The 23,876-nt window shown below is 57.9% G+C and carries 30 protein-coding genes and 6 pseudogenes; 18 read left to right on the top strand and 18 right to left on the bottom strand.

The genetic code is table 11. The annotated features are described in order from the left end of the window. Positions 1–752: 752 nt before the first annotated feature. On the top strand, positions 753–890 hold the full coding sequence (locus AC1DF8_RS35240) for a hypothetical protein (RefSeq protein WP_478157406.1): 138 nt from the start codon (positions 753–755) through the stop codon (positions 888–890). Positions 891–945: 55 nt separating this feature from the next. Here AC1DF8_RS35240 and AC1DF8_RS35235 read toward each other — a convergent pair. Then, positions 946–1,029, bottom strand: a pseudogene (locus AC1DF8_RS35235) (hypothetical protein); the annotation flags it as partial. A gap of 313 nt (positions 1,030–1,342) precedes the next feature. Between AC1DF8_RS35235 and AC1DF8_RS35230 the strand changes: the two are divergent. Continuing rightward, the gene (locus AC1DF8_RS35230; RefSeq protein WP_478157402.1) at positions 1,343–1,483 is read left to right on the top strand and encodes a hypothetical protein; all 141 of its coding nucleotides are present in this window, start codon (positions 1,343–1,345) and stop codon (positions 1,481–1,483) included. Positions 1,484–1,544: 61 nt separating this feature from the next. On the opposite strand, the gene AC1DF8_RS35225 is transcribed toward AC1DF8_RS35230, so the two are convergent. Together AC1DF8_RS35225 and AC1DF8_RS35220 are read right to left on the bottom strand one after the other, a co-directional pair. Then, positions 1,545–2,126: a hypothetical protein gene (locus AC1DF8_RS35225; protein WP_113207572.1), complete on the bottom strand. Its 582-nt coding sequence runs from the start codon at positions 2,124–2,126 to the stop codon at positions 1,545–1,547. Between the two features lie 144 nt (positions 2,127–2,270). Next, positions 2,271–2,684, bottom strand: coding sequence for an MreC domain-containing protein (locus AC1DF8_RS35220; RefSeq protein ID WP_113207571.1), 414 nt, complete (start codon positions 2,682–2,684; stop codon positions 2,271–2,273). A 371-nt stretch (positions 2,685–3,055) separates the two neighbouring features. On the opposite strand from AC1DF8_RS35220, the gene AC1DF8_RS35215 reads away from it, so the two are divergent. After that, on the top strand, positions 3,056–3,301 hold the full coding sequence (locus tag AC1DF8_RS35215; RefSeq protein WP_478157400.1) for a type II toxin-antitoxin system prevent-host-death family antitoxin: 246 nt from the start codon (positions 3,056–3,058) through the stop codon (positions 3,299–3,301). A gap of 93 nt (positions 3,302–3,394) precedes the next feature. Then, positions 3,395–3,688 (top strand): hypothetical protein, encoded by a 294-nt coding sequence (locus AC1DF8_RS35210; protein WP_478157399.1) that lies wholly within the window; start codon positions 3,395–3,397, stop codon positions 3,686–3,688. Between the two features lie 484 nt (positions 3,689–4,172). Here AC1DF8_RS35210 and AC1DF8_RS35205 read toward each other — a convergent pair whose 3' ends face one another. The 3 genes and pseudogenes from AC1DF8_RS35205 to AC1DF8_RS35195 form a co-directional block, all read right to left on the bottom strand. Further along, positions 4,173–4,547 carry a hypothetical protein gene (locus AC1DF8_RS35205; protein WP_113207569.1) on the bottom strand — a complete coding sequence of 125 codons (375 nt, stop codon included), beginning with the start codon at positions 4,545–4,547 and terminating at the stop codon, positions 4,173–4,175. 405 nt (positions 4,548–4,952) lie between these two features. Further along, complete coding sequence (locus AC1DF8_RS35200) at positions 4,953–5,153, bottom strand: hypothetical protein (RefSeq protein ID WP_113115992.1); 201 nt, start codon at positions 5,151–5,153, stop codon at positions 4,953–4,955. Between the two features lie 593 nt (positions 5,154–5,746). After that, positions 5,747–5,953, bottom strand: a pseudogene (locus tag AC1DF8_RS35195) (transposase); the annotation flags it as partial. Between the two features lie 444 nt (positions 5,954–6,397). Between AC1DF8_RS35195 and AC1DF8_RS35190 the strand changes: the two are divergent. The 6 genes and pseudogenes from AC1DF8_RS35190 to AC1DF8_RS35165 all read left to right on the top strand — a co-directional run. After that, positions 6,398–6,607, top strand: coding sequence for a cold-shock protein (locus AC1DF8_RS35190; protein WP_016736157.1), 210 nt, complete (start codon positions 6,398–6,400; stop codon positions 6,605–6,607). A 127-nt stretch (positions 6,608–6,734) separates the two neighbouring features. Further along, the gene (locus AC1DF8_RS35185) at positions 6,735–6,959 is read left to right on the top strand and encodes a hypothetical protein (protein ID WP_018116070.1); all 225 of its coding nucleotides are present in this window, start codon (positions 6,735–6,737) and stop codon (positions 6,957–6,959) included. A gap of 33 nt (positions 6,960–6,992) precedes the next feature. Then, positions 6,993–7,364: a DUF6481 family protein gene (locus AC1DF8_RS35180; protein ID WP_113115991.1), complete on the top strand. Its 372-nt coding sequence runs from the start codon at positions 6,993–6,995 to the stop codon at positions 7,362–7,364. A 97-nt stretch (positions 7,365–7,461) separates the two neighbouring features. Then, positions 7,462–7,737 carry a hypothetical protein gene (locus AC1DF8_RS35175; protein ID WP_018116075.1) on the top strand — a complete coding sequence of 92 codons (276 nt, stop codon included), beginning with the start codon at positions 7,462–7,464 and terminating at the stop codon, positions 7,735–7,737. Between the two features lie 140 nt (positions 7,738–7,877). Continuing rightward, on the top strand, positions 7,878–8,870 hold the full coding sequence (locus AC1DF8_RS35170) for a PAS domain S-box protein (protein WP_113207567.1): 993 nt from the start codon (positions 7,878–7,880) through the stop codon (positions 8,868–8,870). 381 nt (positions 8,871–9,251) lie between these two features. Next, positions 9,252–9,866: pseudogene (locus tag AC1DF8_RS35165) on the top strand (histidine kinase dimerization/phosphoacceptor domain -containing protein); the annotation flags it as partial. 443 nt (positions 9,867–10,309) lie between these two features. Here AC1DF8_RS35165 and AC1DF8_RS35160 read toward each other — a convergent pair. From AC1DF8_RS35160 to pdxR, 4 genes and pseudogenes are all read right to left on the bottom strand, one after another. Continuing rightward, positions 10,310–10,606 (bottom strand): type II toxin-antitoxin system RelE/ParE family toxin, encoded by a 297-nt coding sequence (locus tag AC1DF8_RS35160; RefSeq protein WP_478157395.1) that lies wholly within the window; start codon positions 10,604–10,606, stop codon positions 10,310–10,312. After that, positions 10,603–10,869 carry a type II toxin-antitoxin system ParD family antitoxin gene (locus tag AC1DF8_RS35155; RefSeq protein ID WP_113207563.1) on the bottom strand — a complete coding sequence of 89 codons (267 nt, stop codon included), beginning with the start codon at positions 10,867–10,869 and terminating at the stop codon, positions 10,603–10,605. Before AC1DF8_RS35155 ends, AC1DF8_RS35160 begins: the two co-directional genes overlap by 4 nt. A 350-nt stretch (positions 10,870–11,219) precedes the next feature. Continuing rightward, positions 11,220–11,324, bottom strand: a pseudogene (locus AC1DF8_RS35150) (IS66 family transposase); the annotation flags it as partial. 65 nt (positions 11,325–11,389) lie between these two features. After that, positions 11,390–12,802: a MocR-like pyridoxine biosynthesis transcription factor PdxR gene (gene pdxR / locus AC1DF8_RS35145; protein WP_113207562.1), complete on the bottom strand. Its 1,413-nt coding sequence runs from the start codon at positions 12,800–12,802 to the stop codon at positions 11,390–11,392. 93 nt (positions 12,803–12,895) lie between these two features. On the opposite strand from pdxR, the gene AC1DF8_RS35140 reads away from it, so the two are divergent. From AC1DF8_RS35140 to AC1DF8_RS35110, 7 genes and pseudogenes are all read left to right on the top strand, one after another. After that, complete coding sequence (locus AC1DF8_RS35140; protein WP_113207561.1) at positions 12,896–13,315, top strand: cupin domain-containing protein; 420 nt, start codon at positions 12,896–12,898, stop codon at positions 13,313–13,315. A 17-nt stretch (positions 13,316–13,332) separates the two neighbouring features. Then, positions 13,333–13,788: a carboxymuconolactone decarboxylase family protein gene (locus AC1DF8_RS35135; protein ID WP_478157392.1), complete on the top strand. Its 456-nt coding sequence runs from the start codon at positions 13,333–13,335 to the stop codon at positions 13,786–13,788. A gap of 13 nt (positions 13,789–13,801) precedes the next feature. After that, on the top strand, positions 13,802–14,464 hold the full coding sequence (locus AC1DF8_RS35130; protein WP_113207560.1) for an HD domain-containing protein: 663 nt from the start codon (positions 13,802–13,804) through the stop codon (positions 14,462–14,464). Between the two features lie 11 nt (positions 14,465–14,475). Continuing rightward, complete coding sequence (locus AC1DF8_RS35125; RefSeq protein WP_478157389.1) at positions 14,476–15,156, top strand: HD domain-containing protein; 681 nt, start codon at positions 14,476–14,478, stop codon at positions 15,154–15,156. Positions 15,157–15,257: 101 nt separating this feature from the next. Beyond that, positions 15,258–15,530, top strand: a complete 273-nt coding sequence (locus AC1DF8_RS35120; protein WP_478157387.1) for an SDR family NAD(P)-dependent oxidoreductase — start codon at positions 15,258–15,260, stop codon at positions 15,528–15,530. A 347-nt stretch (positions 15,531–15,877) separates the two neighbouring features. Then, positions 15,878–16,132: a FitA-like ribbon-helix-helix domain-containing protein gene (locus tag AC1DF8_RS35115; protein ID WP_478157385.1), complete on the top strand. Its 255-nt coding sequence runs from the start codon at positions 15,878–15,880 to the stop codon at positions 16,130–16,132. Continuing rightward, positions 16,129–16,545, top strand: a pseudogene (locus AC1DF8_RS35110) (PIN domain-containing protein). Before AC1DF8_RS35115 ends, AC1DF8_RS35110 begins: the two are co-directional and overlap by 4 nt. Before the next feature lie 191 nt (positions 16,546–16,736). On the opposite strand, the pseudogene AC1DF8_RS35105 reads toward AC1DF8_RS35110, so the two are convergent. The 3 genes and pseudogenes from AC1DF8_RS35105 to AC1DF8_RS35095 all read right to left on the bottom strand — a co-directional run. After that, positions 16,737–17,813, bottom strand: a pseudogene (locus tag AC1DF8_RS35105) (Do family serine endopeptidase); the annotation flags it as partial. 67 nt (positions 17,814–17,880) lie between these two features. Beyond that, a complete protein-coding gene (locus AC1DF8_RS35100; RefSeq protein WP_018114745.1) occupies positions 17,881–18,390 on the bottom strand; it encodes an Hsp20/alpha crystallin family protein in 510 nt (169 codons plus the stop codon). A gap of 98 nt (positions 18,391–18,488) precedes the next feature. Then, entirely contained in the window at positions 18,489–18,965 is a 477-nt protein-coding gene (locus tag AC1DF8_RS35095) for an Hsp20 family protein (protein ID WP_478157404.1), read from the bottom strand. Positions 18,966–19,178: 213 nt separating this feature from the next. Between AC1DF8_RS35095 and AC1DF8_RS35090 the strand changes: the two genes are divergently transcribed. Beyond that, on the top strand, positions 19,179–19,400 hold the full coding sequence (locus AC1DF8_RS35090; protein ID WP_478157383.1) for a hypothetical protein: 222 nt from the start codon (positions 19,179–19,181) through the stop codon (positions 19,398–19,400). 29 nt (positions 19,401–19,429) lie between these two features. Here AC1DF8_RS35090 and AC1DF8_RS35085 read toward each other — a convergent pair whose 3' ends face one another. From AC1DF8_RS35085 to AC1DF8_RS35065, 5 genes are all read right to left on the bottom strand, one after another. Further along, positions 19,430–21,634 (bottom strand): amylo-alpha-1,6-glucosidase, encoded by a 2,205-nt coding sequence (locus AC1DF8_RS35085; protein ID WP_478157381.1) that lies wholly within the window; start codon positions 21,632–21,634, stop codon positions 19,430–19,432. 15 nt (positions 21,635–21,649) lie between these two features. Then, entirely contained in the window at positions 21,650–22,744 is a 1,095-nt protein-coding gene (locus tag AC1DF8_RS35080) for a glycosyltransferase family 4 protein (protein WP_478157379.1), read from the bottom strand. A gap of 85 nt (positions 22,745–22,829) precedes the next feature. Next, complete coding sequence (locus tag AC1DF8_RS35075) at positions 22,830–23,249, bottom strand: hypothetical protein (RefSeq protein WP_478157377.1); 420 nt, start codon at positions 23,247–23,249, stop codon at positions 22,830–22,832. A gap of 49 nt (positions 23,250–23,298) precedes the next feature. Beyond that, positions 23,299–23,544 carry a hypothetical protein gene (locus tag AC1DF8_RS35070; protein WP_478157375.1) on the bottom strand — a complete coding sequence of 82 codons (246 nt, stop codon included), beginning with the start codon at positions 23,542–23,544 and terminating at the stop codon, positions 23,299–23,301. 59 nt (positions 23,545–23,603) lie between these two features. Next, positions 23,604–23,876, bottom strand: a 273-nt coding sequence (locus tag AC1DF8_RS35065; RefSeq protein ID WP_281413622.1) for a TCP-1/cpn60 chaperonin family protein, incomplete at its 5' end; no start/stop codon positions are given.

Raw genomic sequence — 23,876 nt, 5'->3', positions numbered from 1 at the left:
CCTATGCGGACAGCGTCATCATTCGTACTGATGACGGTCCGGGGCCGCATCGCGGCTGGGAACGTGGCGAGCATCGTGGCTGGTATAACGGTCACCGTGGGTGGAGAGCTCGAATGGTCCATGAAGATTAACGGCGCCACCCGTCTTGCTTCACCAAAAGGGTAACGACGTATCGGTATGGTGAGCGCGTTACGCGGACGACCAATGTCTGCCGCTAACTGAACCCGATTCGCACCATGGAGCCGGAAAGTGATCCACTCTCCGGCTCCTGCTGTTTTGGCGGTTCTTCCCTAAGCGTTTTAGATCTAGCCACATCGGCATCACGATCCGGTCTTTCCGGAGGCCGCCAACACATATTCCGCGGTATTGCAGCGCAACTTGAACGTTTTGCGAACGCGATATGAGGTCAAAGGGCATCGCCTCCTCCGGTGAGGGCGTGGGGGACATTCCGTAGTTTCCGCAATTTCCGAGGTTTACGGTCTGTCGTAAGCTGTCGCCGTGACGAGAGAGGAATTCTGTAAGCGGTTCGTTGAGCGGGTTAGGCTCCATTGCCTCGCGGGGCGGAGACCGTTTGGAATGAACCCTGATATCTACTGCGAGAAGGTCGCTCCAATGTATTGGCGCGAACTGGGAGAAGAATTGAGCCCCGAGCAATGCGCGATCGCGATGCGGAAGACTGGTTGCTTCCACGCCGCTAGTGACGAGAGCTGCTGGCCGCATAGGTATGGACGCGGGCCGCCGTTAGATCGCCGATGATCGGGATCCTCGGCAAGCTCCGCTGGGAGTTCATCGCTGATGCCGAAGATCAGAAGAACGGTCGCTGCGCTGGGTTTTACGACGAGGTGCGGGAGCGCTACGGGCCTTCGGCGCGTCGTCCGGCAGCACAGTGATTCTGGCATCCCGAGCCGCGTCGACGAAGGCTTTCCTCGCCCGTGCCCCGCCGCCATGCGTTGCCGATGCTCTAAAGCACTGGGCTAAGGCGCGCTGGAACATGGTGTTCCCAGCCTTCTTAGGCCATTTCTCGGACATCAGCAGTCCGGAGAGGCCCGAGACAGTATGAAAGTCTCGATATCCTTGTCCATCGATCTGCACTGATATTTTCTTGATACGGACGGGCGACAGTTCGAGCTCGGCCATTTCATCACCTCACGCATGACTGATTCGCGACTCAACAGGTGCGGCGGTGATCCGTTCCGTCAATAACCCTTCCGGGCGAAATCAAGCTGGAGGTGGGATCACGCGGCCTCAGGGCTAACAGAGGGAAGGGCAAGATATGCCGCTACGCGATCCTAACGCAAGGACTTACATGCAATCGGTTTGGTTCCCGTCGTCGAGTGAGTTTGTGAAACTTTTGCTGCGCACGGCGCGGCGGGTGGAACTGACGAGGGCAGGGGCTTCCTTCTACGAGCGCTCGGTCAGGATGATCAGCGAGCTGGAGCTGTCGAAGGAGATCGTCCGCTGTCATCACCCCAACTGGGAATAATGAAGACCATGGGCTCCGTCTCCGGCGGAGCCTTCCGTTTAGCGGAATTGGTAGGCCGCGATTAGCGCGGATCGAACCTGGCGAGCATCTTGCGCAATTGAGCGTTCTGCTCGCTGAGCTTCTTTGCAAGCTGACGCCGCAACGCGTCGACCTCAGCATCAAGGTCGGCCATTTCATCCATGTAGGATCTCGGCCCGGTAGGGATAGAAGGAGCTTCGTCTAAAGCTGGGCCGATCGAGCCAGCCGGTGCCGCGAGCGAAGAAACCTTCTTCCGGCGCGTGGGCGCTGCCTTAGTCGTTGCTTTGGCAGCCGCGGTTTCGGAGTACGCAGGTAAAGTTTCCTCGGCTTTGTCTTTGCTGGCGAGGTTTGCGGGCCTGTCGTCAGCGACTGCGACCGCAGGAGCGTCTTCAATTGATGCCGGTATTCCGGTCTCAGGCGGATCGGTATCCGATAGGGATCGGCTAGCCTCGACCTGAGCGGAGCGGTCGAGTGCCGTCACATCGAGGCCAGGTTGTTCCGCCTCGGGCACAGGCTTGTGTTCGAGAGCAATGGTTTTCGGGGCGACTGCTGCGCTCTCATCACGACCATGTGTCTTCGGCTTAGGCAACACCAGGTCAGCTACAAATCTCCATGGCGTTCTCATTGCATTCAACCTTCAAAGCATGATGGCGGGACATTGCCGCGGTCATTCATTGTTACCAAGAGGACCGCATTGATCCTGGTCGAACCAGGCGAAAGGTCCACGGCGCCATCGGATTGAAATACGTGGCGCCGCTCAGACCAGAATTCAGCCCTTGCCAAGGCGCTTGCGCAGATCCGCATTTTCGGCGCGCAGCTTTTCCGAGAGCTCCCTTCGAAGCTGCTTATTCTCTTCCTCAAGCTTGATGAGGTCCGCGATATCATCGAGAACGTCAACAGCGGTAGCGACCGGAGCGGAAGCGGTGGAAGCAACGCGGGGCGCGCGAGCCGCGGGCGCCCTCGGTGCGGCAGGAGCCGTTACAGCCTTGACAGGAGCCGTCTTGGAGCCGCGCTTCGCGCGCGTCTTCCTGGCGGGTTTCTCTACCGGCGCAGAGGTAAGATCGACGGTGCCGGGTTCGGCGGCGGCTTTCGGCGTGCGCGACTTGCGGGTTTTCTTTTCAGCGGCGGCTACGGCCGGCGCTTCGGTCGTGGCAGTGGTCTCGATCGTGGTTTCGTCAGCCATCAGTGTTCTCCTCTGTTAGGCGGGCGAAGCATTTGTTTCGTCGCCATTTAAAGTCAATGCGGAGTACCGGGTTTTCGCGTGCATTCAATGTCTACGGCGCTGCCATTCGCGAAATCCTTAGATTGCGCGACCAGGGAACGGTCTTTATGGCCACATCGATGAGACAGGTCTGACAAAAGAGCGCTGCGCCTTGATCGATTTCCCGCAGGAGCGACAAATATTTTCTTATCCTTGTCGGCTGCGCTGTGTGCTTAGAACATTCCTCGATCCGCTCTTCTAGCTCACTGATGAAAGCCGACTGGTTGCAGCAAGCAGCCGGCTTGCGCGAACCGCATAAAATACGTATTTTACGTAACTGCCTGGAGGTGCCTATGAAGCAGTTTTCTTTTTCCGATATGAACCGGGCCTCGGGAGAGATCCTGGAGGCGGCCTTGATCGAGCCGGTGGCACTCACCAAGCGTGGCAAGGAAAAGCTCGTCATCCTGACGGCGGAACAGTACCGAAGGCTTATCGGCGGCTCGCATACGGTGGCCTATGGCCTCGACGATGCTCCCGACGCAATCCATGCGGAGCTGATGACCGGCCTCGACGCGTTGCTTGAGGACGATCATGTTTAATGCAGGCAACGTCGTCCGCTTCCATTACCTCTGGAAGCGACAGTCGGACGCCGCGAGGAGAGCGGTCGCAAGGCTCGTCCGGTCTGCGTCGTCGTGCGAACACCCGCCGTCCCGGGCGCCGTTTTCCTGTTCGCCATCACCTCGCAGGTCCCGCCTGAGGGTCGCCTGTTCCTGCCGATCCGCGAGATCGAATGCCGCCGCGCCGGCCTTGATTTTCCCTGCTGGATCATTCTCGACGAATACAACCGCGTCGAGCTCGACAAGGCTTTCGACTTCGAAACGGGCAGGCCACTTGGCAGCTTCAGCCCGGCCTTCCTGAAAGAGATCGCCGGCATCGTCAAGCAAGCGGCGGTAAGCCGCAGGCAGGCGGCAGTCAACCGTACCTAGCCGGCGGAACGGTCGGATCTTCCCTCAACCCAACCGATCTCATCCGCCACGCTCTGAATTCCAATGTCGTAGATCACGCCAGCGTTAGGACAGGCCTTCTGGGAGCGATAGCAGGGATGTTCCGAAAACACCGTCCGGATCCACGCCCGCCCTTAGAGCCATTGTCCGACCCTTCCCCAAGCAACCCACCGCGGTCTCGATGCGGCTTGTCTGACCAAAAACCGCCTCGCAAGCTCAGGTCGATCATCTTCCCGCAACCGCCCCCTCGTTTTCTTCCCTGGCCACGCCCACCCCACATCACGGGGCATGTGGGGACGCCGGATCTGCGGCCATTCCTCGCGATACAAGAAAAGCCCTCCCAGGGGTGTGGGGGGCTCCAAAAAGCTTAGATGCCGGAACAGGTACCAAACGGCCAAGCGAGACAGTAGGCTCACAGGGCACGTGTATTAGCGAATCAATTCGGCTGATCCTCGAAGGCCGCCCCTCATTTAAGTGAGAATGAATACGCGCAAGGTCTGCTTGCCTGCCAGGCGGGGCGAGTTTGAGAAAAGGAGAGAATATAAAATTCCGCAATCGAAGCTCTATCCGAAAATTCGATGGGAATGTTTTCGGCGCGTGGCTGGATGTTTCTATGTCCTCCCTTCTGCAGCGTGTAGTGACAGGAAGCATCGATAACGACGGAGAACAGTATTGTCCGCGATGTACCAGTGGTGATTTTGTAGGAGCGACTAGTTCCCAACGATTGCCCGACCACATCGATACTTTCCTTGAGGTGAAGCGTTTCGAGTGGCTCGGCGCGCGCGCTGATGGGCTGGGCGGCGACTACTACGACCAACAATACCCGATTGAGTTTCGACATGACGTCTCCCCGTGCGTATATTCAAGACAAACAGCAAGGGAAATCACCAGCTCCATCACCATTCGGACATAGATCCAATGGTGGCTTAGCAAAAGCCTGAACACGCAACAGATAATCCATAGCGCGACGCCTGCTATCACAAATCCTTACCAGAAGCGCGTTGTCCGTTTCCGCTGAAGCGCGGCTGGCCCTGCGCGCTCTGACAATCGCCGTTTGACTGACAAGAAGCTTTGTTATCTTGTCGACCCTGTTTTCGGCGAACCTCAGTTCTTTCTTTCGGGAACTGCGACTTTTCTGCTGCTTGATTGGCATGAAAGCCATCCGACTGCGGTCATTCATCTAAAGACTTTCTGAGGTGTGAGTTGCCGAATGGTGATTTCTGAACAGACAGATCAGCAATGGGCGTTAGCGTAGTTGCGCGATTCCGAGTTTGATGACCTTGATAAAATCGCTCATCCGCTCGCCGCGGCTATTCTGATATTCTTCCAAGGTAGGGGTAGTGAGGGTGGCATCAGCGAGCGCAGAAATGCGATTGTCTTGCACAGCCTTGGCGCCGAGAGCCCAAATCCGGTCAAAGAGTAACCGGTCTAGTTCTTTGTCTGGCATATGGTCCACATTATCTGTCCGATCGGGGAAGTAGTCGGGCGACACGAACGGTGACTAACAGCTGAGAGCAAGTTTGGCCGAGTTAACTGGCTGGGCATTTGCTCATGCCAATACACCTTAACGGTCTTTATCGACGCCTGGCTCAGATCATAGGTATGGTAACAACGAGGATGCCAATGAGCGCGGCTGTGAGCACTGACGTCTCGATCAGAAAGAGAGTGATTTGCCGTCCCGTAAAGTCTGGAAAATAATATCGCATGGTTTTCCTGTTTAAAAATTTATTCTACAAACGTATCGTATCACCGTTCTTCTAAAAATATTTTTTTATTTTCGTGAATGCTAAAGTTTTTTAGCGTGGTGCATGGGGCTCCTCGTCACCAGAGCGCTGTGGCACTCGGACAGAGCCTGTCTTCAACCTGCCGACCGACATAGTTTGCTTCACATGGAGTGCGCGTTCACGCGCCACACGCAGTTCGTACAGTGCCATTCCCTTGAGAGGCGCCCTCGTCGCGTCATCGTTGCGAGCCCGACGTCCAGGCGACATTTTGTTACGCAGTCGTTAAAGGAGCGATGTCCAGTCATATCAACCCTTCCTTCCCGATCTCAAGCTGCTCGGGCTTCATCTGCCCGGGACCAGGAAACGCCTGCGCCGGGTCTGAACCGTATTCCCTGACCCACTTGCGCAGCACATTCTCATGAATATCCAGGTCGCGGGCGGCTTGCGCAACACTGACCCCGCGCTCTCGCACCAACTTCACTGCCTCAAGCTTGTACTCGCGGCCGAATTTCCTTCGTTGCATTCATGCGCTCCAGTTTCATTGGAAACACCTTAACTCGGTGTCCACGAAACCGGCAGCAGGCCAATCTCGATTTCTTGCCCATAAGGGCGACCTTACAGGGTTGGTCCGCGGCTTCGACTGATAAAAGACCTCCCTTGCAGGCGGTATCGATGATCTGAGAGGAGCGCTGGAGGCAGTCCGGTGAGGACCGCTCTAGTCCGGCCGGCTGCGGGTCCTTCGCGAAGGAGCAACCATAAGGAGAATAGCACTACCTTAGAAAACTAACCGTTGACGAACCCGCCCGCCTGCCGTATACAAGGCGCATCGATCTTTTGCTTGCCGAGCTTTGTCTACCGCGCGATTGGCACCGCGCTTTAAGCGAACTTCCCTTTCAAAAATAGTCGGTTTTCGTCCGCGTGGCATCAGCTTCGCGGTTTCTCAACTTTATGCTTGAAAGGGTTCATCATGACCACTGGCACAGTAAAATGGTTCAATTCCACCAAGGGCTTTGGCTTCATCCAGCCTGACGACGGCGGCGCTGACGCCTTCGTTCACATCTCGGCTGTCGAGCGCGCCGGAATGCGTGAACTCGTCGAAGGCCAGAAGATCGGCTTCGAACTCGAGCGCGATCGTAAGTCGGGCAAGATGTCGGCCTGCAATCTGCAGTCCGCTTAATCGATATCCTGCTTCCCCTTGACCACGGATGTACTGGCACTGCCGGGAGCAATGTATCAGTTTGAGGCCAGGCGGGCTCGCCTGGCCTCTTTCGTTTTGGCCTCACAGCCCAGATCGAGGAAATTCGATGACAGAAACGTATAGCAAATCTCGCAGGCAGGCCGAGGCGGCCTTCGGAAATCTCCAGGCCGAGTTTTTCGCCAAGAACAATGCGGCGGAAGAGCTCGCATCGATCGCTCAGGCGCGCGATGCCAAGACCATCAGGCTGCGCGAAGCGCGGCTCGCCAAGGAGCAAGCTGACCGGATCTCCGCAACATCCGCGCTCCTTGCCAAACGATCGAAGTCCAGCTGAGATCATCCCAAACGCAAAGAGTCAGGATATAGATTGAGACACGCCAGAAACAACGAACACACCGACCGACGCGCCGCTGCTGCGGACGCCAAAGCAGCCCTTCTCAAAGCATATCGAGCAGCAAAGACAGCGGCAGAGCCATTACAAGCCGCCAGACAGACGGAGCGCATCTCGCTTGTTGAAGCCCGCGAGGCACGCCGTGCGGAACGGGAACGACTGAAAGCCGAGGAGCGTAGGCGCCTAGAAACTCTTGCGGCGCAAGAGCAGGCAGCCATGGAGGCGGCCGAGATTGAGGCGCAAAAGTCCGCCGAAAACGCCCGGATATCGCTCGTCGTGGAAGACGAGGCCGCTCGCAAGGCTGAGCGGGACAGACGCTATGCTGCCCGCAAGGCCCGTCGGGCTTAGCGTCCGGGCGCCCACATTTTGATGGTTAGGGCCGTGGAATAGATCAGGGCGTGATATACGGTCACGCTCGAACTTACTCATTCCTTAGGAGCCTTTTATGGCACCGGACACGAACGAGCTACAGGCAATCAATACAGCTTGGCAGATAGCGATCCAGGAAATCCTGCGCATGGTGATACGTGACATGTACCATGGTGCTGGCGAAGCGGCCTTCGGCTCCCACATCAAGCGGATCGAAGAAGCGGCCGTCGACAGCATCCAGACGGACTTGAGGCTTCGCGGCACTAACGAGTGGACCGAGATGTTGGTCAAGGAACGGGCCAGCAATTTCGTGACGACGCTCTTGACGTCCTTTACCTATGACCGTGCCTGACCAGGGTTCACGGTCGTCCGAGTCACGAATTTCTGGGTAAGCGGTAGCGTACCTGAACTTTCTTGTGGTCTTCGAGGTTGATCTGCAAGGCGACCGCCTAAATCACTCCCAGTAGGCAGCAATAAGCCAAGCGGTCGGGCATGGAAGAGCATAGTGCAGAACGCCTCGCAGCCATCGTCGAGTCTTCCTTCGACGCGATCATCAGTAAGGATCTTTCAGGCACGATCGTTAGCTGGAACAGGGCGGCCGAACGCATGTTCGGCTATCCGGAAACCGAGGTGGTCGGAAAATCGATCTATTTGATCATACCCGACGACAAACGGGATGAGGAGGCGGACATCCTGCGCCTGCTGAAACTGGGGGAGCCGATCGAGCCGTTTCAGACGACGCGCCGCCACCGAGACGGACGGATAGTCCCGATCTCGATCACCATTTCTCCAATCAAAAGTCGGGCCGGGAAACTCGTGGGTGCATCGAGCATCGCCCGGGACATCTCGGAGACACGCGAAAGCGATCGCCGGCTTCGCCTGTTGATGCGAGAAATCAATCATCGCGTTAAAAATCAGTACGCCGTCGTCCTTGCCGTTATCCGGCAGACGTCGACACGCTCCCGCTCAATCGAAGAATTTGAGAAGCGGGTCCGCGAACGTATTATGGCCCTGTCTCATTCACATGATCTGCTGTCACAGGTCGATTGGGCGGGGGTGAGGCTCGCCGATCTCGTGGCGCATCAACTCCAACCCTTCGAGGCTCTACAGCCGGTCCAAATTCTGGGCCCGGAAATCGTACTTGACGCCAACGCTGTCCTCAATCTTGGCATGGCCTTCCACGAACTGATCATGAATGCGATGCGCTTCGGGGTTACGGATGTTGGCGGAATATCCGTCACTTGGGGGCTGACGAGCGGAGAGGGCGGCGACATATTCGAGCTCGTCTGGTCTGAGCCGGCGGTGCCTTACGCCGATCTACTGGCGCATGAGGACGGGTTCGGCGCCCTCGTTCTTGGTAAGCTGGTGCCATCCGCCTTGTCCGGCCAAGCGCAATGGAGTTTCACGGACGGACTGATCGTCTGGAAGCTGACAGCGCCGCTTGCACGCATCCAGATCGGGCTGGGATCTGCGGCCTTGCTCTGACTATGCCCAGGGAGCGAGCCGAGCAGATGTCTGCAACATCCGCGCTGCTTGCCGAACGACCCAAGCCCACCCAAAGATTTGGGACACGCCAGAAAGCAGCTCGCCGACAGACGCTTCGCGGCTGCGGACTCTCAGGCGTCCCGTCTCACTGGAACCGGCCTGCAAAGATGGCGGTAGAGCTATCACGATCAGCAACGCGAGCGCATCTCTCTTGTCCACGCTCGAGAAGCGGGCTGGCCGGAGCTGGAACAATTGAGGCTCGCGAAGCGCTAAAAGCCGGTCAAAGAACCGCTTGATTGGCATGGCGTTCCAAAAATCGGAATCCCTTAGCCGCGCCATCCGGCATGATAAGCAGCGCAGGATAAATGGTGCGGGTTGGAAATGACTGAAACTGAAGAATCACCGATGAGCCCTGAAACAGTGGCGGACCTTCCTCATCTTGATGAGGCGTTGGATGATCACCGTTTCCGCCAATTCCTCGATCACGTGCCGTTCGGAGTGGCCGTGGCGGAACTCGCGTCGACCGAGGTGCTTGTATACGCCAATATTGAATTCGAGCGTTTGATGGGGGTTTCAGCAGAGGAGCTGCAGGGCAAGCCATGGTCATCGCTTCCGCTGGCGCGCTCTGTAAGTGGAGACCTAGACCTTGCGACTGCGATTGTGGCCGGCGAGGAGTATCTGGGGACGTTTTCGACATCCGCCAGGACTGAGCCAGAGTCGCATATTGACGCCTGGGCGAATACAATCGTCAATGACGCTGGCACCCCTCTCTTTCGTCTTGTCGCAATCGCGGCCACGAATAGTGGCCAGACCGGGACTGACCTGGCCACCGCGCTGGCGGAAAAGGACGTGCTGCTCAAGGAGTTGCAGCACAGGGTCAAAAACAATCTTCAGATGATCACCGCGCTGATCCGTATGGAAGCCCGGAACGCGCAACATCCGGACGAAGGCGAGCGCTTCAACCGACTTGCAGGCCGGGTAGACGCGCTAGCGCTTCGGGAAGCCGCGAGAGAGCATACCGACGCGTTTATCGTGAAAAGTGATCTGGAGGACTCAGATGAGCGCGATGCGACGCCGGGTGTTAGGGAACAACCGTAATCGATTGCGCCGAACGAGATTGTCGGCATTGCGGATTGCGTTCGCGGGCTGAATCCGCTTCCTCGTCTCCATGCGCAGTGTCCCAGCATTCGTTTCGGAACTCATTCGTGCGGCCAAGCCATCGGCCAGACCGTTGCCCGCTCTGATCCCGAGCACTATCAGTCGTTCCGGAGCGTTTGACTGCTCTGGCCAGCACCTATGATTTAAGGATGAGGACGCTAAGCAACAGGTCGCCAGTTCATTTCGCATCCACTGCAGAACTGCGCTTCGACGCCGACATGCGCGCCGCCGTAGCCCTCGGACTCTCCCTCGGTGGCCCCGGTGTCGCCCTAGCTCGACTCTCATTCGCCAATGAGGGCGGCACCATAGTCGGTGGCACCATAAAGGATATGGATGATGACGACCTTTGCGTTCTTAACGCGGTAGAAGATCAGGTAGTTGCGATGTACGCGTCGCCGGATATCATATTTTTCATAGCTCGGGACGAGGGCGAAGCCGTTTGGGGTAGCGACAATATCTTCGCACCTGCGCCGCAGCGCTCGGATGAATGAAAGTGCGCGCTGCGGATTGCGCTCAGCAATATAATCTGCGATCTGTTCGAGATCGCTTTCCGCCTCATTAGAAAACTCAAGGATCATGCCGGTTTTTCGGCATTGTCAGCCATTGCGCGGTATTTCGCATCAAGACGGTCAAAAACATCGCTTGCCGACTTAGTCCGGCCAGCGTCTGCATCAGCAATGCCGCGCATGATGGAGGCATCCAGCGCTGCGAGACGAGCCTCGCGGTCCTGGATCAACCGCACCCCTTCACGCAAAACTTCGCTTTTCGAGCCATAGCGACCCGTCTCCACGAGTTTCTGAACATAACTTTCAAGCTTCTTTCCCAGATCGGCGCTGATCATGCGGTTTCTCCGTCATATTTTCCAAGACTATGTAGATCACTTATGAACTATTATCAAGAACTTTGAGCTTATTCCTGCCTGTTCGGCGCTCGCGAGCTGTGCCTTGCCAATGTGCCTGAACGCCCCATCGAGCAGCTGAGTTATAAGTTTCTGCCAAAACCTTGTAACGAGCCTGAACGCGGGCAATTTTTTCGGTTGTTTCGCGATGCATCAACGAAGATTGGTTGCGTTAAGGTGGCAGTGATTGGGCTCAGTGCGGCTAAACGCATTAGGCTACCACAAGTAACCCGTTGGGTCCCTATGTTGGCGGGGTATGAATAGCCCCGTTTTGTAGACACCCTCGGTTAGATTTCTAGCTCCTCGAGTTGCAGCTCTATCTGCTCAGGGAGCCGCACCTTACGCTCGGACCGGCTGCCGTAGAGTTCACGGCGAACCTTGTCGATCTCCAGCTTGATCAGTCAGTTCCTCGTTCGATCGGATCACTATTGGAGAAGCACCGAATAAGGCGATTTGGTTGCGCCTATGAACATCGCATGATTGTCTCGATCAGGCGCTCGCACGTGCGCACAACGTTCTTGACAGGTGCGGTCGCGACACCGAGCAACAGTCCTGCCTTTGCCGTTTCAGCGGACGCATACCATGGTGAAAGCGGTGCGGGAAACGTGCCGAAGGTTAGTGCATCCCTGGCGATCGCAACGTCGGGTGCGCCCCTAGGCAGCTTAAGAAGGACCGACAGACCCGGAGCCGAGACCGAACGCGGGCCTAGAGCGTCGCTGAAATGGTTGAGAACCGGCTGCCGTATCGCCGCGTAGGCACGTTTGATCCTCCTCAGGTGTCGCATGTAGTGCCCTTCTCGTATGAACTCGGAAATCGCCAACTGAACCGATGGACCGGGAGGCGGTGACAGGCAGGCCGCCACTTCGGCGAACCGTCCTGCGAGTTCGGCTGGAGCGATAACGAAACCGAGCCGGAGGGCCGGACTGATCGTTTTGCTGAACGAACCAATGTGGACGACACGGCCGCCGTTATCGATCGAGGCGAGCGCCGGCGCGGCCCGCCCGCTCAACTGGAGCTCGCTGAGGTAGTCATCCTCGACGATCCAGGCTCCGCTGCGCTCCGCCCACTCGAGGAGCAGGAGACGTCTCTGCAAAGACAAAGTTGCCCCGAGCGGTGCTTGCTGGCCGGGCGTCAGCACCGCGAGCCTCGCGTCAGGATAGTTGCGTATTCCGCGATCGACGTCGAGCCCTTCGCCGTCGACCGGGACCGGAACCGGGTGCACTTGAGCAAGCTCAAGGGCCCGCCGCGTCCAGGGAAATCCCGGATCCTCGAACCACGCGCTGTGGCCCTGCAGCCCGAGAACATTGAGGGTCAGTCCAAGTCCGCCTGCAAAGCCGCCGGTGATGATGACCTGAGAAGCCGAGCAGTTGATCCCTCTGGCCACGGCCAGATACATGGCGATCTCCCGTCTCAATTCCAGCTCTCCGCGAGGATCGGGGTACAGAGGCGGCGCACTCAGCTCAGCGCGGACGGCACTTGCACGCAGTCGTGCGAGTAACTTGGAGGGCATAGTGTGAGATGCGGGGACACCCATCTGAAACAGTGCTGGCCCCTGGGTCATCTCAAGATATGTCTCTACGAACGAACCTGCCGTAGGCGACCCTTCGGTTCTGGATGTCGCCCGTGGACGATCGGCAACGTACGTTCCGGCGGCCTTCGCAGCTTGGATCAACTGAGCTGCGGCAAGCTTTTCGTAAGCAGTCCGCACTGTACCCCGCGCGACGCCGAGCTGGGCTGCAAGATCCTGCCACGACGGAAGTCGTGCCCCCGGCTCCAGTACACCGTCTTCTATAGCTTTCGCGATTCCCCTGCGGATCTGCTCTGACAGGGAATGTTTCCCCGATCGGTCCACGGTCAGTTTCAGCAGTGTGCTCATTCACTCATGGTACACTACTTCTTCGCATTCTTGGTTCTTTTTTCTGCATCATGGTGGGAGCATTTTGAATGCATCTCTGAAGGAGCATGAACCATGAGCAGATTGATAAAATCCGCCGCGGCCGCACTGGCGATTGCCATCCCGCTTGCTGGGCCGGTGTCGGCCCACGACGCCGGTCGGGAAAGCGTCACTCCGACGTTTTCTCAGGCCATCGCCAATATCCCCGGCAAGTCGATGCGCGTCGTGGAAGTCGACTACGCGCCCGGCGCCTCGTCCCTTCCCCACACGCATGCAGCCTCCGCCTTCATCTTCGCCTACGTCCTCGCAGGCGAGGTGGAATCCAAGGTCAACGACGGCGAGGTCCGCCGGTACAAGGCGGGTGAAAGCTGGTTCGAGGCGCCGGGCGCAATGCACCTGGTCAGCCGCAACGCCAGCAAGACGGCACCCGCAAAGCTGCTGGCCGTGTTCGTCGTCCATACCGACGAAACGAAGCTCACCACCCCCGTCAAGTAACAGAAGGAATTTGAATCATGACAAGAAGGCTCGACTACAATCAGGTCGCTCCGAACGGCGCCAAGGCGCTCGGCGGCGTCTACGGCTACGTCCTGCAGAGCGGTCTGCCGGGCGAGCTTGTAGATCTCGTGTATATGCGCATATCGCAGATCAACAATTGCGCCTACTGCCTCGACATGCACACCCGCGAACTCATCAAGCGAGGCGTCAAGATCGAGAAGTTGGCCTTGGTCCAGGCTTGGGAGGAAGGCGGAAGCCTCTTCAGTGATACCGAACGTGCTGCGCTGGCTTGGGCCGAAACCGTCACCCTCGTAGCGGAGACAGGTGTTCCGGACGACGCATATGAAGCAGCGCGCCAGGTCTTCGATGAGAAGCAGCTTGTCGATCTGACGATCGCCATCAGCCTGATGAACAGCTACAATCGCATGGCTATAAGCTTCCGCAACACACCTCAAGCAGTCCTTGAGGTTTGACGGAGGATGAGACATGGCTGTCGTTGAAATTTCTGGCATCAGGATTCCGGACAGCAGGCTGGCTCGCGAAGCGAGCGAGTTCGTCCGGGAGACGGAGAGCAAGTTGCTTTTCGAGCACTCCACGCGTGTCTATTTCTGGGGCGCGATGGCGGGGCGGCAGAGAGGCGTCAACTTCGATGCGGAACTGCTGTTCGCGGCAGCCATGTTCCACGATGTCGGCCTGACGTCTCGCTTTAATGAAAGCAGACTGCGCTTCGAAATCGACGGCGCGAACGCCGCCCGTGATTTCCTTCGCAGTCACGGTGTGTCGGAAGACGACATTCAGAAGGTCTGGCTCGCGATCGCGCTGCACACCACGCCGGGGATTTCGGCGCATCTAGATTCTATTGCCGCCCTGACCGTCGAAGGCGTCATGATGGACCTTGTCGGCGCCGGCTACGACCGGTTCGGCGAAAACCAGCGAGCTGCCTTCGAAGCAACATATCCCCGCGGAGCCAACTTCATCGAACACCTGCTCCAGGCACTTTACGATGGCCTGGAGCATCGTCCGGAGGTCACACAGGGAACAGGTCTTGCCGACGTGATGGCGGACAAGAACCCTCATTTTAATCGCCGCGATTTCTGCTGCCTGATGCGGAATTCTCCGTGGGCATGCGACGATTGCAGCTCCAGCTAAGAGGTTTCGTCATGTCGGAAATACTCCAGGGAGTACGAATCCCTGACAGCAAGCTCGCCCACGAAGTCACGCAGTTCATCCGTGACACTCAAAGCGACCTGCTCTTTCATCACTCCGTTCGGGTCTACTTCTGGGGAGCGATGACCGGAAACAGAAAGCGAAAGATCTTCGACCCTGAACTGCTTTACTCTGCTTGCATGTTCCACGACGTCGGACTGACAGAGCAGTATGGCGACAGCCAACTCCGCTTTGAGGTCGATGGCGCCAATGCCGCAGCCGACTTTCTCCGAAGTCGTGGGATCGCGCCGCGGCAGATCGAGATCGTCTGGAACGCTGTCGCGCTTCACACCACTCCCGGCATTCCGGAATTCATGCGCCCGGAGATCGCACTGGTTCAGGCGGGGGCCGGAATGGACGTAGTGGGACGTGGCTTCGAGGAGTTTTCTCCCACGGAACGCGAGGCTGTCGTCGCAGCGTATCCTCGCGAGGAGGCTTTCGCAGACGGCATTATTGAAGCCTTCTATCGGGGAATGAAACATCGTCCTCAGAGCACGTTCGGTACATTCAACGACGACGTGCTCGCGTTTAAGGATCCAACGTTCGAGCGGTTGGACATCTGCAAGGCGATACTCAGCTCCCGATGGAAAGTCGAGCCTCGCCGCTGCGGAAACGCGTGCGACCACGCTCATTGAGCAAATGAGAATTTTCGGGTCTGCCGACGTTCACCTCAGCCCGCCACTGCGGATGTTGGATTGTCGAGCCCTGCGCGCTCGATAAGACGAAAAATACGACCATGAAGACACGAATGGTTCTCGTCACCGGCGCGAGCAGGGGCATTGGCAGAGCGCTGTCACATCGCCTTGCCGAGTCCGGCCATCCGGTGGTCCGCGTCGCACGCGGGAAGGATCCGGCCTTTCCCGGCGAACTGGCCGCTATCGATCTCGATGACGATCGCGGTGCCGCCGGAGCTTTGCTGAGGCATTTCCAAACGAAGAAATCGTGCAACAGCTTGTTGCACATTTGCCCGGGGGCCATAACGGCCCGAGCGGGCGCTCTGTCAGGCTGAGGCGATCCTTTCCTTGAGCTCTGCGAGCAGGGATACGTGATTACCATCTGGTGCAGGGACAAGGGTCGTGATATCGCCGGTCTGTACCAGCTGCCGCCCCAAAGGCTTCATTTCGTTTCAGGAGGTCGACCGTTTTACAAATTCCGAAACATAACAGTTCCGCCTAAGAGATGGGATTCCGGTCAAATCCCATCAACTGCCTAAAATCGGGGCGGCCGGTTCGCATCCCGCGAAAGCGGGAGATTTGACCCCCATGTGCTGCAGGCGTCTTTTCGAAGCCACTTTAAACTTTGCTTCATTCTGCGTACTTCGATATCAAAGTCATCGTTTCTGTAGGAATGATATCATTGCCGGCGGTTACCATCCGAAATCTTTCTGAGGAAACACATCGTGCCTTGCGGGTGCGAGCGGCTCATCACGGCCGCAGTACTGAGGCCGAGATCCGTGACATCCTCGAGGCGGCCGTTCGTCCCGCAGGACGCGTAAAGCTCGGCTCGTTGCTGGCGGCTATCGGTCGTGACGCTGAGCTTTCCAACCGTGACGTTGGAGCCCTGCAGAAAAGTCGCGACAAGATGGCTGCTGAGCCGATGACCTTCGAATGATCTTGCTGGACACCAACGTAATATCGGAGCCATGGAAGCCGGCTCCCAACGAGACAGTGGTCGCGTGGTTGGATGCCCAAACCATCGAGACGCTGTTCCTCGGCAATAACGGTCGCTTAACTTCGCTTCGAGATCGCGGCTATGCCGTCAGGAAAACGTCAAACTATCCTTCGCGATCGCCTTGAGGGTGAAGTGCTGCTGCACTTTTCCGAGCATATCCTGCCATTCAATGTGGTGATGTCACAATTCYACTCGGAACTGATGGCTCGTGTCCGAGTATCTGGCAAAGCGATTGGCGCGGCTGACGGCTATATTGCTGCCCAGCAGCAGCCAACGGCCTAGCGATCGCAAATCGCGACACAAGCCCGTTCGGGGCCGCTGGATTGAAAGTGATTGATCCCTGGGTGCGATAGCGACAGGTGGATCTAGACGTCGTAGGTTCGTATCGGTTCAAGGCGATGGTTTCCGCTAGAGCTCATCGAGTGCTTCTTAGCGTTCGCAACAGCCAACGAAAGCTGTTACCATTGAATTGCATATTGATGAGCATTCCCGGCCGTGGACGAACCACGGCCGGAAACATGAAAAGCGGCAACTTTTATGATCCGCTCACGCGTGCCTTAACCGTACGCTCCGAGCCACTGCTCCTGACGGTCAGCTCGATCTGCGAGCCAACGGGCGTCAGGCCGATGCGATTGCGCAGATCAGCAGCGCCATGAACCGGTCGACCATCGACAGCTGCCACCACGTCACCCGGTTTCAAACCCGCACCAGCGGCCGGAGATCCTTGCTCAACCGCCGCGATCAGCGCGCCGCCCGCGTCATCCAGTCCGAGCGAAGCTGCGATATCGGAATCAAGATCCTGAATCGCAACGCCAAGCTTGCCGCGAATGACCTCGCCATGTTGGATCAGCTGGGTCATCACCAATCTTGCGATCTTGGCCGGTACGGCGAAGCCGATACCGATGTTGCCGCCAGCCGGGCTGAGGATCGCGGAGTTGATCCCCACAAGCCTGCCGTCAAAGGTTACCAACGCGCCGCCCGAGTTGCCGGGATTGATCGAAGCATCCGTCTGGATAAAATCTTCATAACCATCGCGGCTAAGACCGCTTCGGCCAAGCGCGCTGACGATGCCCGACGTGACGGTCTGACCAAGCCCAAACGGATTGCCGATTGCCACAACATAATCGCCAACGCGCAATGCATCCGAGTCGCCAAAAGGCAACGTTGTCAGATTGCGTGCCGGTATCTGGAGCACTGCGATGTCGGTACCCTTGTCGGAGCCGACAAGCCTCGCATCCAGCCGCCTTCCGTCCTTGAGCGTCACGAGGATCTTACGGGCATTGGCGACGACATGATGGTTCGTCAACACGTAACCTCGTGTCGCATCGACGATGACCCCCGATCCGGCGCTTAGACGAGGTTCCGCCTGAGGCTTATCCGGAAGGTTGAAGTAGCGGCGGAAATAGGGGTCGCTGTAGAGCGGGTTATCCTCTTCGGGCGCCTGCGAGGCAACCGAGATGTTGACAACTGCCGGCGTGACTTTTTCCAGCATCGGAGCAAGCGTCGGCACGCTGCCGCCGATCCCGGACACGAACTGTGCCTGGGCAGGAGCGCCGCCAATGAGCAGGGAGACGGTGAAGACGACAATCAATGGCCTGATGAGCCTTATGAACGCAGACATGGTCCCTCCTTCGTTTCGAACATGCTAACGCAGAAAGAAGCCGGAGGACGTCCTCCGGCTTCTTTCCTTAATGTTTGATCTCGATGCGTTTGACCTGCGACTGCGCCTTCTCATCCTTGGGCAAGGTCACGGTCAGCACGCCGTTTCGGAAGCGCGCATCGACCTCGTCTTCCCTGACTTCGACGGCGAGCGGAATACGGCGCTCGAAGCGCCCATAGTAGCGCTCAGTGAACTGGCGATCCTTGTCTTCGGTCTCCGAGCGCTTCTCGCCCTTTAGCGTCAGCACGCCGTCATTAAGGAGGACCTCGATGTCCTTCTCCTCCAGGCCGGGGACTTCGGCCGTGATCCTGATCTCCTTGTCGGTGTCGGAGATCTCGACGCTCGGCCAGCCGGAACCGAGGCTGGAGGTGCTGGTGAACGACGGTAGACCGGAGCCGAAGCCGCGGAAGACGTCGTCGAACAGGCGGTTTACCTCGCGATGCAGCGACAGGAAGGGATCACGGTCGTCATCGCGCGGAAGACTTGGAACCTGATTGCCATTGCTTCGGCCCCAAGGAATCAGATCACGAACACTCATGTTTCTTCTCCTTATCTTGTGGTTCATTTGACATAGCTTCGCTGCTGGCCCCAGGCGTCGTTCGGGGCCTTGGGCGCGCATTTGCGCCGATGGATGGCTTAAGCCGCCTGCTTGTGGGCTTCGATCTGCTTCGTCTCACTCATGGGCAGCGCTTCGCCGGTGCTGATTGCGATCTGGCGCGGTTTCATTTCCTCGGGGATTTCGCGCTTGAGATCGATGGTCAGCAGACCGTTGACGAGGCCAGCACCCACGACCTTGACGTGGTCGGCAAGTTCGAACCGGCGTTGGAACGAGCGGGCGGCGATGCCGCGATGCAGATACTGTGCATCGTCAGCATTTGCCTTCTGGCCGGATACGAAGAGCATGCTCTGATCCTGCGTGATCGTCAGTTCGTCCTGCGAAAAGCCGGCCACTGCCATGGCAATGTGGTACGCGTCCTCACCGGACTTGACGATGTCATACGGCGGCCAGTTGTCGATCGTTTCGACGCGGCTTGCAGCTTCGAGCGCATTTAGCATTCGGTCGAATCCAATGCTCGACCGGAACAGGGGAGAGAAATCGAGGTTTGCTCTCATAGCCATATCCTCCTTGTAAGCAACATGGATACAAGACGACGCCAAGAGCACATGGCGCCTCCTGGACTTGCCGACCCCCATTGGGCGATCGGACAATATTGATATAATTCAGTAGCTTGTGGTTTCAAGAACTTTGGATTTGCCCGGTAGAAAAATTTGATTTTTCTGTTTGGACCACCAGATTTCTGTGATGAAACAAAAGGAGCAATGGGTATGACAATGGCCTCCGAAGACGTCATCGCCATCCTCGGACCTGTCGACGAAACTTTGATAGCTGATGTGGTGGCGACTGGTGCCAACCAAGCTGAACTGGCGGAAGCCTTCGCGTGGGTCAACAGCGACGAAGCGTTGATGAGTGAACGGCGGCCTCTGCCGACAGGCAGGACCGCCTTGTTGATCGACCTTCTCGTCTCAGACCAAGAGGAGTTGGAGTAGGCGTGGCACCTGCATGGAAGCAGCCTCGCCTATGCGGTGGTCAGCACGCGAACCTCGCCCTGGCGACCGACAGTGTCAACCACTACACTGCGTCCGGAGCGGCGAATTGCGACGTCGGCCCGGCCGTTTCCGACCCGCAGGTGTCGTAGCATCACCTCGTCCAGGAACGGAGGCAGTTGCGGCTCGTCGAAGCTGATGATCCGGGCATTCGGCTCGAAGTCGAGGCCGAGACAGGATTGCAGCAGAAGGAGGGGGGCTGCGGCCGCCCATGCCTGCGGAGAGCAGGCAACAGGATAGAAGGTCGGCCCCTGAGCCCGCTGGCGTGGCAAGCCACAAAAGAGCTCCGGAAGACGGCGCAAGTCCAGATATGTCGAGGCCGCAAAAAGACCCTCGAAGATCCGAGCTGCCTCAGTGCGGTAGCCGTAGCGGGCGAGACCGCTGGCAATCATTGCATTGTCATGCGGCCAGACAGAGCCATTGTGATAGCTCATCGGATTGTAGCGCGCCTCGGTGGAGGCGATGGTGCGAATACCCCAGCCGCAAAAGGACGAGGCGCTCATCAGAGTTTTGGCAACCTGTGTGGCCCGCTCCGGATACGCGACGCCGGTGAAGAGGGCATGGCCCGCATTCGAGGACCGGACCCTGCAAGGTTGCTTGTTCCCATCGAGCGCTAGTACAAAGGTGCCGAGTTCCTCGTCGAAGAAACTCGTATCGAAGGCACGACGAAGACCTTCCGCCCTTGCCAAAAATTTTGCCGCGCGTTCGGGCCTGCCGAGCAGGCGGAAAATCGCGGCAGCTGCCTGCCAGGCGCCATAAACATAGGCCTGAACCTCGGCAATGGCGATCGGGCCTTTGGCAAGCGTACCATCGGCGTGGAAAACCGAGTCGTGACTGTCTTTCCAGGCCTGATTGATCAGCCCTTCCTCCGTCAACCGCCCGTATTCGACGAAACCATCACCGTCGCGATCGCCGTGTTCATCGATCCAGGTAAGAGCGGCCTCGATATTCGGCAGAAGGCGATTGATTGTGGCAAAATCGCCGGTTCGTTTCAGGTACTCGCCTGCCAGTAATATGAACAATGGTGTGGAGTCGATACTGCCGTAATATCGGCGGAAGGGCACTTCGCCCAGTTCGGCCATTTCGCCATAGCGCACTTCATGCAAGATTTTTCCCGGTTCGGCGTCTGCTGCCGGATCGACTTCTGTCGCCTGGTTCGCCGCAAGATGGCCAAGTACGCCACAGGCAATGCGCGGATCAAGCCACAGCGTTTCCAGCGCCGTGATCAGCGCATCGCGTCCGAAAACCGTGCTGAACCAAGGAATCCCGGCGTAGGGATAGGGGCCCTCCGGCTTGTCGGTCATTAACATGTAAAGGTCGGAGACGCTTCGCCGGGCGACCTCGTTAAAAATATCGTTGGACGTGACGATCGATGCCGCGCGCGAGGAAGATGAGCGCAATGCACGGCGGGCATCCCGCAGGCCAAGGAAAAACGACTGGTAGCCTAGAGCTTTATCTTTGGCTTGGTCGCAGCAGATCTGGATGAATAGCGACCGCGTTTCATGTGGCGCGAGATCAAGATCATAAATGACATGGCCGCTCCCAAGTTCGTCTGGGCGCGGCTCGAAGGACAACCGCGTGAGGCGCTTCTGATCGTCGAGGCCGATGTAGGACAGAAGAACGCGGTCCTGTTCCACCACGGCCGGAAGCTGGCGGCCTTTTTTCGCCCTGACGGTTCCGCGAACCTCGAACAGATCGGCAAAGTCCGCTCCGAACGAAATTTCGATGCGCACTTGTTGTCGTCGCTCGTCGTAGTTCCTTACCGCCAAGCGCTCATAACAACCGGCATTCCACAGAAAGCGTGTCCTGCGCATATGAATGAGATCATGCTCAAGTGTGAGCTTCCCCTTTTCATCAGAAAGGTCGGGATTGGTCAAATCGCAGGTTAGCGTGGCATTGTCGTCGCGCAGCGTCGACGAGAGAAGCATCGGGCGCTTGCCGCTGATCGTCAGGTGCAGATGCGAGAGGTAACGCGTGTCCCGATGGAAGATGCCTTCCGGGCTGCCGGGCCCGGAGAGCGCGTCACCATTGTGATCGAAGACGGCGAATGTGTCGCCGTGCTTCAGGGTGCGAGGCCGCCGCTCGTGAAGTGAGGCGGTCGCCGGAATGAAAAATTGCGCGATCGGTGCCTGGCCACCTGCAGGCGCGGAACCGTCGTGTGCAGAAGAGATCGACATGCTGATGGCCTCCGATTATGCCACGATCTGAAGATCGAGGTCCTGACCGTTAGCACGGCGCAGCGGGGCCGCTTTGGTACGGACGCCGGGAAGATTGCGATAGATGTCGAGATAGTCCTGTGCCATCCGCTCGGCGCTAAAACGCTTCTCGAAGGTCGCACGAACCTTCTTTCGATCCATCTTGAGCGCCCATTCGACGTTCTCAGCGGCCTCCGTCACGCTGTCGACGAGAATGCCCGACGCGCCATTGTCGATGACTTCCGGCGTAGAGCCGCAGCTAAATGCGATGACGGGCGTGCCACAGGCCATCGCTTCGATCATGACGAGCCCGAACGGCTCGGGCCAGTCGATCGGGAATAGCAGTGCGCCGGCATTGCCGAGGAAGGCGGCCTTCTGACGCTCGTTGATCTCGCCGATGAATTCGACGTTCGAATGGCTCCTGACCATCGGCTCGATCACCGTTTCCCAATAGGCCTTGTCCGCGTTGTCGATCTTCGCGGCCATCTTCAAGGGCACGCCAACTTTCGCAGCGATTTCGATCGCCCGGTCGGGCCGTTTCTCCGGCGATATTCGCCCGAGGAACGCGAGGTAGTTGCCTTTGGGCCTTTCCGTGAATGGCAGCAGGTCGAGAGGCAGGCCATGATATACCGTCCCTGACCAGTTGACCGGCGGCATTGGGCGGCGCTGATCATTGGAGATCGACACCAGCGGGATATCGGGAAAAGCCGAGTAGAAGGGCTTGAGGTCCGGCAGGTCAAGACGGCCGTGCAGCGTTGTCACCGTGCGATCGGCAAACTCCCGGATCAGCGGGAAATGCAGGAGACCGATGTGGAAGTGCAGTACATCGAATTCGTGCGCCCGCCGGCGAAATTCCTCCAGCATCACAACCTGATGCGGCAGGTGATCCTTGACTGCCGGGTTGAGGCGCAGCGCGACGTCCGAGCACGACACGAGCTTCGCTGCGGTAATCGAATCTCCGCTGGCAAAAAGTGTGACGTCATGACCTTGGGCGACGAGTGTGTCGGTGAGATAGGAAACAATGCGCTCGGTTCCACCATAAAGCTTGGGCGGAACGCTTTCGGCGAGCGGTGCGATCTGAGCGATCTTCATCGGCAAAACCTCCTCATTTGAGAAAAGAGTCGACGGCAAAAATCAGGTTCGCGTCCTCCAGAGGCACGCGGCAGGTGCGAAGTGGCTATATCTCGAATGGTTGTCGGCGACGTTCTCCTTTCCAATAACTGCACAGGCCGAGCCCGCCAAATCGGCGCGTTCGCGGATTGCGGCGGTGGCGTCTGGGCACGGCGGAGCGAGCGCACACGCGTTCGCCGCTTGCTTCACCGTCCTTATCCAGGATCTTCAAAGCGTCGATGATGTCGTCGTAGGACACGGCTTTATTCGTGCCGGGATAAAGTCGAAGGGCTGGGATTGATTCGACCGAAAAGATGTCGGAGGCCCATGAAGCGAGAATGGCTCGCTTCTCGCCTTTGCTGATATGCTCGTTGTGAAGCACATCGCTTGGATGATTGAACTGCGTGGCCGGATGAAGCAGATGCGCAACGCTGATCGCCGTTGCGGCTTCCATTGCGACAGAGGACTTTATGTTTTCCTTTCTCATCGTCTGGCTCCACTGATATCGGTTCTATGGAACTCATTTTAGGAGTTGTTCAAGGGGCCCAGAGCACATCGTTTTCGAATATCCCTCGCGCGGCCTGAACCATCGTTTTGAGATGATCGGGCTCGTGGACGCCCTGCCGGTACAGTTCCACGAGGATGGTTGCTACGCGGTCAGCTTCTTCCGACTTCTTGACGAACCCGGCGCTCGATTGGATTTTGTCGAAGACTTTCCGGCAGACCGCGAGGTCTTTCGAGTGGAGTGGCTCGGGTGAGTGCTTAAGCCTTGCTTGAACCATGTGTTTCACCTTCCTCAATAATGGCTCGTCCCATACTGTGGGACGAGCCACAGTGACGCTTAGAAGTCCATTCCGGCGCCAGCGGGTATTGCCGGAGCGGCGTCCTTCTTAGGCTTTTCAGCAATCATTGCTTCCGTGGTCACCAAGAGACCTGCGACCGATGCTGCATCCTGGAGTGCGGTACGCACGACCTTGGCCGGGTCGATAACGCCTTGAGCGTAGAGATCGCCGTATTCTCCGGTCTGGGCATTCCAGCCGAAGGAGAACTCGGCCTTCTCCCGCAGCTTGCCAACGATGACCGAACCTTCGGCGCCGGCGTTTTCCGCGATCTG

It is taken from the genome of Rhizobium sp. 05N49 (genome assembly GCF_056396805.1).
Note: the sequence above shows the minus strand (reverse complement) of the source record. Positions and strands in the feature narration are given on the sequence as shown.